The organism is Xanthomonas bromi (genome assembly GCF_900092025.1).
Classification (GTDB): Bacteria; Pseudomonadota; Gammaproteobacteria; order Xanthomonadales; family Xanthomonadaceae; genus Xanthomonas; species Xanthomonas bromi.
In genome coordinates, this window is the sequence record NZ_FLTX01000017.1 from 36116 (window position 1) to 48470 (window position 12355).

General features: G+C 64.8%; 6 protein-coding genes, 1 other RNA gene and 2 pseudogenes. 5 read left to right on the forward strand and 4 right to left on the reverse strand.

Going from position 1 to position 12355, the window contains the following annotated elements; genetic code table 11:
• Window positions 1-332 precede the first annotated feature (332 nt).
• From XBLMG947_RS06290 to XBLMG947_RS06300, 3 genes are all read left to right on the forward strand, one after another.
• Window positions 333-1796, forward strand: coding sequence for a glycoside hydrolase family 125 protein (locus XBLMG947_RS06290; protein WP_065467006.1), 1464 nt, complete (start codon window positions 333-335; stop codon window positions 1794-1796).
• Between the two features lie 136 nt (window positions 1797-1932).
• The gene (locus tag XBLMG947_RS06295; protein WP_065466994.1) at window positions 1933-4275 is read left to right on the forward strand and encodes a GH92 family glycosyl hydrolase; all 2343 of its coding nucleotides are present in this window, start codon (window positions 1933-1935) and stop codon (window positions 4273-4275) included.
• Between the two features lie 366 nt (window positions 4276-4641).
• Window positions 4642-6477 carry a glycoside hydrolase family 35 protein gene (locus XBLMG947_RS06300; protein ID WP_065466996.1) on the forward strand — a complete coding sequence of 612 codons (1836 nt, stop codon included), beginning with the start codon at window positions 4642-4644 and terminating at the stop codon, window positions 6475-6477.
• Window positions 6478-6525: 48 nt separating this feature from the next.
• Here the strand turns inward: XBLMG947_RS06300 and xopK are convergent, their stop codons facing one another.
• Entirely contained in the window at window positions 6526-9165 is a 2640-nt protein-coding gene (gene xopK / locus XBLMG947_RS06305) for a type III secretion system effector XopK (protein ID WP_280643354.1), read from the reverse strand.
• A gap of 510 nt (window positions 9166-9675) precedes the next feature.
• On the opposite strand from xopK, the gene XBLMG947_RS06310 reads away from it, so the two are divergent.
• Window positions 9676-9876 (forward strand): hypothetical protein, encoded by a 201-nt coding sequence (locus XBLMG947_RS06310; RefSeq protein WP_065466998.1) that lies wholly within the window; start codon window positions 9676-9678, stop codon window positions 9874-9876.
• Window positions 9877-9933: 57 nt separating this feature from the next.
• On the opposite strand, the gene XBLMG947_RS06315 is transcribed toward XBLMG947_RS06310, so the two are convergent.
• Both XBLMG947_RS06315 and XBLMG947_RS06320 read right to left on the reverse strand, forming a co-directional pair.
• Window positions 9934-10260 (reverse strand): RebB family R body protein, encoded by a 327-nt coding sequence (locus tag XBLMG947_RS06315; RefSeq protein WP_065467000.1) that lies wholly within the window; start codon window positions 10258-10260, stop codon window positions 9934-9936.
• A 419-nt stretch (window positions 10261-10679) separates the two neighbouring features.
• Window positions 10680-10755: non-coding RNA, sX9 sRNA (locus tag XBLMG947_RS06320), on the reverse strand.
• A 112-nt stretch (window positions 10756-10867) separates the two neighbouring features.
• Between XBLMG947_RS06320 and XBLMG947_RS06325 the strand changes: the two are divergent.
• Window positions 10868-11941: pseudogene (locus XBLMG947_RS06325) on the forward strand (sialidase family protein); the annotation flags it as partial.
• Window positions 11942-12207: 266 nt separating this feature from the next.
• Here XBLMG947_RS06325 and XBLMG947_RS06330 read toward each other — a convergent pair.
• A pseudogene (locus tag XBLMG947_RS06330) lies at window positions 12208-12355 on the reverse strand (IS5/IS1182 family transposase); the annotation flags it as partial.

The following is a 12355-nucleotide window of genomic DNA, read 5'->3' on the forward strand; positions in this document are numbered from 1 at the left end:
ACGCTCAGCCATAACAATTGCGTGCCGAGCGTAATGCGTCACCGACCGCGTATCCTGTGCTTGGCGTGTTCGGTAGGCCGATCAACATCGACACCTTTTACCGCGCACACGGCCGCGGCCCGTGTCAATTGCCTTCAGCGTCCACCGCAACAGAGTCACATAAACATACGCAACCGAATTGTGCGAACGCACTATGCACATTCGACGCACACGTTGTATGGTCATCGGAAATTGGTCATGCATAGGTCTCATCATTAGCCGGCGGGTTGCGCGGCTGCTGGAGCGGCATCCGTTGTGCAGGCCTGCTGTCGAAATCCAAGGAGTTCCAGGTCATGCACACCCGCCGCGACATCCTTCAGCTGCTGGGCGCCAGTGCCGGCGCCGGCCTGCTCGCCGGTGCCCTGCCCGCCTTTGCGGCCGCGCCCGCTAGCGGACCTTCTCCAGGCGCAGGCGCCTTCGTCAGCAAGCGCCCGCCCAAGGCGCAGCGCCGCTTCGTCAGCAAGGCGGTCGAGCAGCAGATCGCGCAGATCAAGGCGCGCATCGCCGACCCCGAACTGGCCTGGCTGTTCGAGAACTGCTACCCCAACACGCTCGACACCACGGTGGAAACCGGCACCCGCAACGGCAAGCCGGACACCTTCGTCATCACCGGCGACATCCACGCGATGTGGCTGCGCGATTCCTCCGCGCAGGTGCACCCGTACGTGCCGCTGGCCAAGCGCGACCCCGCATTGCGGCGCATGTTCCATGGCCTGATCCAGCGCCAGGCCGCCTGCATCACGCTCGACCCGTATGCCAACGCGTTCCTGCCCGATGGCCAGACCCAGCGCCTGAAATGGTCGCTCAACGACATCACCGAGATGAAGCCCGGCGTGGGCGAGCGCAAGTGGGAAGTCGATTCGCTGTGCTACCCGATCCGCATCGCGCACGAATACTGGCGCGCCACCGGCGATGCCGCACCGTTCGACGACGACTGGCGCGCGGCGATGCACGTGGTGGTCAAGACCTTCCGCGAGCAGCAGCGCAAGGACAACCGCGGCCCCTACGTGTTCCAGCGCCCTTCCCCGCTGGCCACCGAAACGCTGGTGCTGGAAGGCTACGGCCAGCCGACCAAGCCCAACGGCATGATCCACTCGATGTTCCGCCCCTCCGACGACGCCTGCGTGTATCCGCTGTTCGTGCCGGCCAACCTGTTTGCGGTCACCTCGCTGCGGCAACTGGCCGCGATGAGCACGGCCTTGCATCGCGACACCGCCTTCGCCGCAGAGTGCACCGCGCTGGCCGATGAAGTGGAAACCGCCACACGCCGGTTCGGCCAGCAGCGCGATGCCGACGGGCAAGCGTATTGGGCGTTCGAAGTGGATGGCTTCGGCAACCAGTTGTTCATCGACGACGCCAATGCCCCCGGCCTGCTCAGCCTGGCCTACCTGGGCTGCTGCGACCGCGCCGACCCGGTGTTCCTGCGCACCCGCCAGCTGGCCTGGAGCGAACGCAACCCGTATTTCTCGCGCGGCACCGCCGCCGAAGGCGTGGGCAGCCCGCACAGCGGCATGGGCACCATCTGGCCGATGTCGATCATTCAATACGCGCTGGTCAGCGACGACGACGCGCAACTGCGCCAATGCCTGCAGTGGTTGAAAACCACGCATGCCGGCACCGGCTTCATGCACGAGGCCTTCCACAAGGACAACCCGAGCACCTTTACCCGCGACTGGTTCGCCTGGGCCAACACCTTGTTCGGCGAATTGATCATCGACCTGTCCCAACGCAAACCGCAGCTGCTGCGCAGCAGCTGATTGCCCGAAACGCCAGCTCCTCCTTTACAGGCGGAACGACCCAGCACTTGATGTTCCCTTCTCCCGCCGGGAGAAGGTGCCCGAAGGGCGGATGAGGGTGCCCCAGCATCGGCCCGCAAACTCCGAGACCACACACATGGCAACACGACGCGGTTTTCTCCAAGGCGCCATCGCCGCAGCATTGTTCGGCAGCGTTGGCCTGCCCGGCCTGGCGCGCGCGCGCGCCGGCAATTACGCGCTACCGGCCGATGCACGTACCCGCGCCGATCTCACCCGGCATGTGGATGTGTTCATCGGCACCGGCGGCCATGGCCACACTTTCCCCGGCGCCACGCTGCCGTTCGGCATGGTGCAGCTGAGCCCGGACACCTACAACGCGGTGTGGGATTCATGCTCCGGCTACCACGAGTCCGACGGCTCGATCATGGGCTTCTCGCATACGCATCTGTCCGGTACCGGCATCGGCGACATGCTGGACTTCCTGCTGGTCCCCGCCACCGGCGAGGTCAAGCTGGTGCCAGGCCCGCTCGACAACCCGGATGCCGGCTACCGCTCGCGTTACGACCATGCCGACGAAGCCGCATCGCCGGGTTACTACCGCGTGCGCCTCAAGGACAGCGGCGTGCATGCCGAACTCACCGCCACTGCGCGGGCCGGCCTGCACCGCTATCACTTCCCCAAGGGCAAGCCGGCGCACGTGTTGCTGGACCTGTGCCATGGCATGCAGGACAAGCCCGGCATTCCCACGCGGGTGAGCGATGCGCAGCTGCGCGTGGTCGACGAACGCACGCTCACTGGCGGACGCCGCGTGTATCAATGGGCGCAAGGGCGCTACATCTATTTCGCCATGCGCCTGTCGCGCCCCTTCAAACGCGTGCAGCTGTACAACGAAGACCAACCGCTGGCCGCCGGCACGCGCAGTCTCGACGGCACCCACCTCAAGGCCGCGCTGCATTACCCGGATGCCTCCGACGCCCCGCTGCTGATCAAAGTCGGCATCTCGGCTGTCAGCGCCGACAATGCGCTGGCCAACCTCGATGCCGAATTGCCGGACTTCGACTTCGCACGCGTGCATGCGCAAGCCGTCGCCGCCTGGGAAAAAGAGCTGGCCCGCGTGCGCATCGACAGCGATGACGACGCGCAACGCCGCATCTTCTACACCGGCCTGTATCACAGCCTGCTCGCGCCCACGCTGTTCTCCGACGTGGATGGCCGCTATCGCGGCATGGATCTGAAGATCCATAGCGCGCCCAGCGGCTACCACAACTACAGCACCTACTCGCTGTGGGACACCTACCGCGCGTTGCATCCCTTGCTGACGTTGGTGCAACCCGAGCGTGTGCCGGATCTGGTGCAATGCCTGGTACGCGGCGCCAACGAATGTCCGGACGGCGTGGGCATCTGGCCGCTGCAGGGCGTGGAAACCGGCTGCATGATCGGCTATCACTCCGCCGTGGTGCTGGCCGAGGCGCACGCCAAGGGCTTCACCGGCATCGACTACAAGGCCGCGTGGCCGGCCTACCGCAAGCGTGCGATGGACGACACCACCCACGGCCTGGGCGAGTACCGCAAGCTCGGCTACATCCCCGCCGACAAGGTGGACGAAGCGGTCAGCCGCACGCTCGAATACGCCTACGACGACTGGGCCTGTGCGCACCTGGCGCAAGCCGCCGGCGCCAGTGCCGATGCCCGCGCACTGCGCGAGCGCTCGCGCAACTACCGCAACGTGTTCAATCGCGACAGCGGCTTCGTGCAGGCGCGGCTTGCCGACGGCAGTTGGGCCAAACCGTTCGACCCGCGCGGCATGGGCCACATCGCCAAGTGGCGCGATTTCACCGAATCCAATGCCTGGCAGGCCACCTTCCTCAACCAGCACGACCTGTACGGCTACATGGACCTGTACGGCGGCCGCGATGGCTTCGTCGCCAAGCTGGACGAGCTGTTTTCCACCAGCTCCGAACTGCCCGCCGATGCACCGCCGGATATCGATGGCCTGGTGGGCCAGTACGCGCATGGCAACGAGCCAAGCCACCATGTGGCGTATCTGTTCGCCTACGCCGGCCAGCCGTACAAGACCCAGGCGATGGTGCGCAGGCTGCTGCGCGAGCAGTACCACGACGCGCGCAATGGCCTGTCGGGCAACGAGGATTGCGGGCAGATGAGCGCCTGGTTCGTGTTGAGCGCGCTCGGTTTGTATGCGGTGGATCCGGTCAGCGGCAACTACATCCTGGGCAGCCCGTTGTTCGCACGCGCCACGCTGGATGTGGGCAACGGCCGCACGCTGCGCATCGTGGCCAAGGACAACAGTGCGCAGAACGTCTATGTGCAGTCGCTGACCTTCAATGGCAAACCGCTCACCCGCGCCTGGCTACGTCACACCGAGCTGGCTGCCGGTGGCACGTTGGAATTTGCAATGGGACCCAAGCCGAACCCGGCCTTCGGCGCAGACAAGAAGGATCTGCCACCGTCGTTCGCGTAACGCCAGTGCGCCGCTTTCGCGAGCGGCGCAGTGGGTTCTTGCTGCGCGAATGGGGAACCTCCTTCCCCACTCATGCAAACAGGGATCGCTTGTTCATTCGCCAGTTGAAGTTTCTTTCTCTTTCCGCAGGCGGGGATTGCTCTTCTCTTCTCGCGCAAGCGGGGAGTGCTTCTCTCCTTTCCCGCCAGCGGGCATTGATCTTCCCTTCTCTCGCAAGCGAGCGTTGCTCCTCCTTCTCCCGCAAGCGGGTATTGCTCCTCACTTCTCCCGCAAGCGGGAGAAGATGCCCGCAGGGCGGATGAGGGCAGAACGCAACCACCAGCGCCTCCCTCCCCAGCACCACCGGCCCACTACATCGAGACCTCCATGCTGCGTCCCACTCTTGCTCCCCTGGTTCTGGCCCTGGCACTCGCGCTACCCGCCGCTGCCGCCACGCCCGATTCCTGGCCAACCTTCGGCACCCAGGGCACGCAATTCGTGCGCAACGGCAAGCCGTATCAGATCCTGTCAGGTGCCATCCACTTCCAGCGCATCCCGCGCGCTTACTGGAAAGATCGCCTGCAGAAAGCACGTGCACTCGGCTTGAACACGGTGGAAACCTACGTGTTCTGGAACCTGGTCGAACCACAGCAGGGGCAGTTCGATTTCTCCGCCAACAACGACGTCGCCGCCTTCGTCAAGGAAGCCGCCGCGCAAGGCCTCAACGTCATCCTGCGCCCCGGCCCTTACGCCTGCGCCGAGTGGGAAGCCGGCGGGTACCCGGCCTGGTTGTTCGGCAAGGACAACATCCGCGTGCGCAGCCGCGACCCGCGCTTTCTCGCCGCCAGCCAGGCCTATCTGGATGCGTTGGCCAAGCAGGTACAGCCGCTGCTCAACCACAACGGCGGACCCATCATCGCGGTGCAGGTCGAGAACGAATACGGCTCCTACGCCGACGATCACGCCTACATGGCCGCTAACCGCGCCATGTACGTCAAGGCCGGCTTCGACAAGGCGCTGCTGTTCACCTCCGATGGCGCCGATGTGCTCGCCAACGGCACCTTGCCCGACACCCTGGCGGTGGTGAACTTCGCACCCGGCGAAGCCAAGAGCGCATTCGACAAACTGATCAAGTTCCGCCCGGATCAACCGCGCATGGTCGGCGAATACTGGGCCGGCTGGTTCGACCATTGGGGCAAGCCGCATGCCGCCACCGATGCCAGACAACAGGCCGAAGAGTTCGAGTGGATCCTGCGCCAGGGCCACTCCGCCAATCTCTACATGTTCATCGGCGGCACCAGCTTCGGCTTCATGAATGGCGCCAATTTCCAGAATAATCCCAGCGACCACTACGCACCGCAGACCACCAGCTACGACTACGACGCCATCCTCGACGAGGCTGGCCACCCCACGCCCAAGTTCGCGTTGATGCGCGATGCCATCGCCCGCGTCACCGGCGTGCAGCCGCCCGCATTACCGGCGCCGATCGCGACAACCGCGCTGCCAGACACGCCATTGCGCGAATCCGCATCGTTGTGGGACAACCTGCCCGCACCGATCGCCATCGACACCCCGCAGCCGATGGAACAGTTCGGCCAGGATTACGGCTACATCCTCTACCGCACCACCGTCACCGGCCCACGCAAGGGCCCGCTGTATCTGGGCGACGTGCGCGATGTGGCGCGCGTGTATCTGGATCAGACACCGGTCGGCAGCGTCGAACGCCGGCTGCAGCAGGTGTCCACCAACGTGGAGATTCCAGCCGGCCAACACACGCTGGATGTGCTGGTGGAAAACAACGGCCGCATCAATTACGGCCCGCGCATGGCCGACGGCCGCGCCGGCCTGGTCGACCCGGTGCTGCTGGACAACCAGCCACTCACCGGCTGGCAGGCCTTCCCGCTGCCGATGCGCGCGCCCGACCGCATCCGCGGCTGGACCCGCAAGGCCGTGCAAGGCCCGGCCTTTCATCGCGGCACGCTGCGCATCGGCACGCCCACCGACACCTATCTGGACATGCGCGCCTTCGGCAAGGGCTTCGCCTGGGCCAACGGCGTGAATCTCGGCCGGCACTGGAACATTGGCCCGCAGACCGCGCTGTATTTCCCCGCGCCGTTCCAGCGCACGGGCGCTAACACGATCGTGGTCTTCGACCTGGACGACGTCGCCACACCCAGCGTGCGCGGCCTGAAGCAGCAGGTGTGGCTCAAGCGGCAGGAGTGAGTCACAAACCGCGGCGGCTCCAGACGTTCGCTCGCTCGCACAGCGCCCTCATGTCGTGGACGCCGGCGCTGCGGCAGCAGCGTGTTCGCGGATGCGTGCTGCCTGCACTTCGGTCGCCAACAGCGTGCCGCGCGCATGGGTCGTGTGCTCACGCGCCTCTTTCATACAGAACCGGGCGAAACCTGCAACGCCTTGTTGCGGCACGATCGCGTTCGAGGTCAGGGCGCGGACCAGGCGCTGCTGCAAACCGGGCATCCTGGCGGCTGCGCGCGCCTGGCTGCGCGCGTCCGGGCTTGCCAGCTCCTGCTCGGCCATCGCCAGTTCCTGCAACATCAAGCCGACGGCTCGCCGCTGAGTGTCATCGCGCGTGCGCGCCTGGTGCAGCTGCGCCAGCAGACGTTGCGGCGCGTCATCGACCGCAGCCATCGGCGTGTTGACCTGGGGCTCCTGATCATCGTGGACTGCGGGCTGCGGAAGGTCCGCCTGCGCGCTGAGCTTGGCGTCGAGATACTTCTTCTGCAGTTCGAGGCTACATTGCATGTAGGCGATCTGCGACTTGACCGAGCCGGGCGTTTGCAGCCACTGCGAAAGCGCGGTTTCGGTCAGCATCGCGCTGTGCTTCGCATGGCTGCGCATGGCCTTGCCTCGAGCCTCCTGCGGCTTGCCGGTCAATACCGCACGCCCGTAGCTCGCTGCTGCGCGCAGGACCGCATTGACGCGCGGGCTCAGCGGCGCCGCGTGTGCCGCTCGACCCGACACCGTGCCCTGATCTGTCGAACGCGGCTTGGCGGGATGTATTTTCTGCAGGTCGTCGGCAGCGCGCTGCACAAACGTGTCCAGCGCCTTTTCCTGCCCGTCGATGCAGGCGTAAAGCGCGCTCCGCAACTCGAATCCATGTTGGGGAACGGCGTTCTCTGCCTCTCTTGCACCCGCGCTGTCGGCAGTCGGAGCGGCCAGTCCCGCCATTGCCGGTTGAGCCTCACCTCCGGCAGAGACACCTTGGCGATGCTTTGGCTCCAGGCCCGGAGCAGTTTCTGCAACGATCTCGTCCTCATCGTCCCCTTCTGCCTCCTCCACCACTGGCGTCAGTGCAACGTCCAGCGCTGTTGGCTGGAACTGGTCGGCGAGGCTGGGCGCTTCCTGGTCTGCGGCACTCTCCGCCTCGCGTGCCGGCAACAGATCCGCCACCGCCAGTAACGTGCGATCGACGCCAGGCATGTCCTCGGTCTCGTACCTGCGATAGCGCTTCTGCTTGCCGTGCGCCAGCAGGAACTGATGGCTACCGACCCCCATCGTGGCCGCACCGAGCAGACCTGCACCGATGATCAGGCCGGTGCCCACCGGTGCAGCGACCGTGGCGCCGGCAACGACAGCCGTGCTGATGCCGACTTTGGTCAACGTACTGGCTGTGTAGGTGATTCCACCAGCGACAAAGCCCTTGTTCCATTGATTGAAATCATGCGCAAAGCGGTCGTACTTGCTCAACTTGGTGCTCACAAAGTGCTGGTAGTGCTGTGCGCCAGGACTAAGCTCGCTAGGTTCGAGGTCTTGCAGGAAGCGCTCGACCCGTTCGACATCCACGGCGACACGCGTCCTTTCCCGACGCGACTGGTGCAGGAACGTGCTCCCCAATGCGGTGGCCGCCACGCTCGCCAACGGTCCAAGCACGAAAGTGCCGGCGATCCCGGCCGCAGACGCGGCACCCGCGGCAGCGGCACTGTGGCCGACCAGCCCGACCGCATTCGTGCTCTTGCTGGCGATTGCCAGCCCGCCCTGGATGCCGAGTTCACTGGCTGCCTTGGTGAAGATCACCCCGGCCGACGCCATGGAGGTCGCTGCAATGGCACCGTCCCGCGCATTTCGCTGCTGCAGGTAGACGTTGGTCTCGATCGCCTCGCTCAGTGCGTGGGCGTGAACATTTGCAGCGTCTGCGAGCGCTCCCGTGTCCAGTGCAGGTTGCAGTTCCGCCAGGTCCGAGCGCAGGCGGCGTTCCCGCTGCCGCAAGTGCGTGCGCTGCTCGGCAACTTCACGGGTCTCCTTGTACGCGGCATACATCGCAAGACCCGACAGCGGCAGCATCGCACTACCGATGCCCAAACTCATGGCTAGTTCGAACGTCCCCCCGGGGGCGCCTTCCTCGGCAAGGGCGTGCATGATGCTGTCCTTCGCATGCGGCTCAACCGCATGCGGATCCGCCGAATGCCCGTCCGGCGTCGACGCATGCGGGTCCGGTGCATCGTGCGGCGGTACGGGATGTTCGGTTTGCGGTGGGTGTGGCGGGTGGACGCCATCCGGTGGCGATGCATGCTCCGATGGTGGGTGCACGTCGGGATGCGCGGGCTCCCCGGCTTCCGCGGCGTGCTCGGGTTCTTCGCGCTGGGGAATGGTGTTGAGCAATTCGGCCGTTTGGTCCGCGGTCCCGTGCAAGGGGTCGGCACCGTATTTGGCGACCACGAAGATGTCATAGGCCGTTTCCGCCTCATCGACTCGGGCGTTGGCATCCCCGCGATGCGGTCGTGGCTTGCTCTCATCGCGCTTTGTGCGTTTCGGGACCGGCCGCGTCTGCAGCCCGTTCAACCGCAGTGGCCACCCCTGTCCATCTTGCGGCAATTCCGCTGCGGCCGGCGTTTCAGCGGCGGCAGAACCGTGTGTAACAAGATGATGTGCAGTGGATCGCTGGACACGCATGAGCAAGCTCCAACCGGTGCGGAGCGGCGATGGTGCGCCTGTCCTCTGCATCCAGTCGTGCTGCGACGAATACGCAGTGCCGTAAACGAACCATCCGGCCCCATCGCGCTTCGTGCAATTTATCTCAGAGAAAGCCCACAGCTGGCGACCTCTTGCCAGACTGTCAGGACGTAAGACGCCGCGTGGGCGGCCTGACAGAGCTTGCATTATCGCCAGTACGACCCGGCACAGCTCTCGGAGTGTTGAGCCGCCGTCATTCTTGTAAGAGAAGGCCCCATCGCCGCTGGTCATGCTGCGCAATCACACCTCACCGCCAGAACGGACGTCTGCCGATGGCACTTTAGGTATGGTCTCAGCCGCCGTTATCAGAACGTCCGGTGCCGCTGCGCCGCCCGCATACCGTCGAGGTATCGGACGGCACGGATTCCAGGCAATATCACCGGCTGACTCCGTTACGGATGCGCTTGCTTGCGACGTAGACGGCTTGATTGCAGGTTCCAGGAGCGTTGCATGTCGTCGTCTACCGTTGCACAAGCGTCCGTCCCCGCAGGTCCGGAGCACACCCAACACGCCTTTGCAGAGCAGATCCACAGCAAGCCCATGGGCAGTGCCGAGGCCGCGCACCTGATGACATTCCTGTGCCAGACCGAATCGGCCAAGAAGCCGCAAACGCTGCTGCCGCCGCAGGTACGCGACGGCAACGCCGCCTGAGCGAAGCGTTTGCGTCAGCAAGCGTGGCGACAGCCGTGACGCTGTCGCCAGAGGCGGTTACTTCGCAGTGTTGAACGACTTGAGCACGGTGAGCAGACTGTTCAGATTGTCTGTGGCACCGCCTTGCGCAACTTTCTCGAACGCTGTCGCTGAAGCGGCCGTATCTCCAGCGTGGGTCTGCATCACGCCCTGAGTGGTGGCCGCCTGCGCCAAGGTGTTCTGCTGCTGCGCACAGACCGCGTTCTGAAACAGGATATCGGTCGAATGGACCATGCTCTGGTAAAGCGAACCGATCGCAACCGCTGACGCTTCGCCAATGACTTTGACGTTGCTCTGCGTGACGGCATCGGTAATCTGCGGATCGACTGCGGTTGGGAAAGCCATCGCTGCACTCCTGAGTGAATGGATGCACGGCGGTCTGCGTTATGCAGGCAGATCGGTGCTGAAAACTCATCGCGGTCGTTTCCCGCACCCCCGCGCCGACAAACACCACACCCACTGCCCACCGTGCCATCTCCATAGCGGCCGGCGCGCGCATCACTCGATCCCTGCCGTGTCACTCTTCAGTGCGCGTCGCGGCATCACTGTGATCGTGCACGCGTGTGCGATACCGCCAGGCAATCTGCTGCAGTGAAGGTTTCGCCTCGGCAACGTGCTGCGTGATGGCGGCGGGCAGAGTGGCTGCGGCAAGGCTGAGTACGAGCCAGCCAGTGCGATCGGGAGGAGTGGCTGGCACCGCATCGCGTCTGCCACGACTGGTCGACCAAGTCGCCTCGACGGACAACGCACATGGTATTTAGAGCGGCTAACAGAACGTAGCGAGCGGTGGTCAGGTGGGTGCGGACGGCGCGGAGGAACCGGAGTGTACGAGTGGTACATGCCGATTCCGAGCACCGACAGCGCCCGCCTGGCGGCCGCGCAGTAGTTTTGTTAGCTGCTCTTAATAGATAATAAACAGGTCTCTTTAAACCCTGCACAGGACTGGACCACGATGCCTCCGCCACGCCTGCTGAGCCATCTCGTTGCAAGCCTCGCCGCGAGCCTGGCTGCGTTCGCTGCACTGGCGCAAGCGCACGAATCGCCGCCCTCGCCGATCGTGCTCAGCGAATTCATCGCCGACCCGGCTCCCACCCCGCAAGCCCACGCCTCTACCTTGCTGGAAACGCGCGACGGCCACCTGCTGGCCGCTTGGTTCGGCGGTGCGCACGAAGGTGCGCCCGATGTCGGCATCTGGCTCAGCCAGCGCGCCACGCAGCAGTGGCAGACGCCGCGCCGCATCGCCGATGGCGCACATGCCGGCGTCGATGGCGATGCAGTACCGGCATGGAATCCGGTGTTGTTCCAATCGGCCACCGGGCCGGTGCAGCTGTACTACAAGCTCGGCCCGAATCCGCGCCAATGGTGGGGGCTGCGCATCCTTTCCACTGACGACGGCGCGCACTGGTCGCCACCGCAACGGTTGCCCAACGGCATCCTGGGGCCGATCAAGAACAAGCCGTTGCAGTTACCGACCGGCCGCATCCTGGCGCCCAGCAGCAGCGAAGACCGCGGCTGGCGCGCGCACATGGAATGGAGCGACGACGACGGCGCGCACTGGCAGCGCAGCATGCCGCTCAACGATGCCAACGTGATCGGCGCGATCCAGCCCAGCCTTTTGCTGTATCCGGATGGACGCCTGCAGGCGCTGGGCCGCAGCCAGCAGAACAAACTCTTCAGCACCTTCTCGATCGACGGCGGTGTGCATTGGCAGCCAATGCGCTTGCTGGAGGTGGAAAATCCAAACTCCGGCACCGACGCAGTGATGTTGCACGACGGCCGCGCATTACTGGTCTACAACCCAGGGATCGCAGGCAAACAGTGGTGGGACGGCCGCAGCACCCTGGCGGTGGCCCTCTCCAACGACGGCGTGCACTGGCAACGCGTACTGACGCTGGAAAACAGCGAAAAAGACGAGTTCTCCTATCCTGCGGTCATCCAGACCCGCGACGGTTTGGTGCACATCAGCTACACCTGGAAGCGTCAGCGCATCAAGCACGTCGTGATCGATCCGGCACGGCTTGGCGATAGGGGCAAGTGAGTCGTCACGTGGATGAGGCGAAGCCAGTCACGTTGTAGCGGCATTTTTGCCAGGTACGTCGCGTGCGCGGTTCAGTGATCGCCTGTTGGAAAAATCCGCAACACCAGCCATCTCGACAGGGGCTTGCCCGCTCACCAGCACCGGACTCGCTGGCGGCCTGGATGCCGCCAAAGCGCTGACAGGGACGTATCTGCAGCGTTTCCCGCGATGGTGAGCGGGCAAGGACCCTGCAGAACATCCACATATCAGAGCGGCTAACAAAACCCAGGAAGCATGCGTAAGCAGATGATGGAGCATGCAAGCGAGAGCAACGCCAAGTGGAGATCGATGCGGCGTTCGAAGCGGATGCGCAGCTTGCCCATCCCGGCGAACCAAGCGTGCGTGCGCTCCACGACCCAGCGC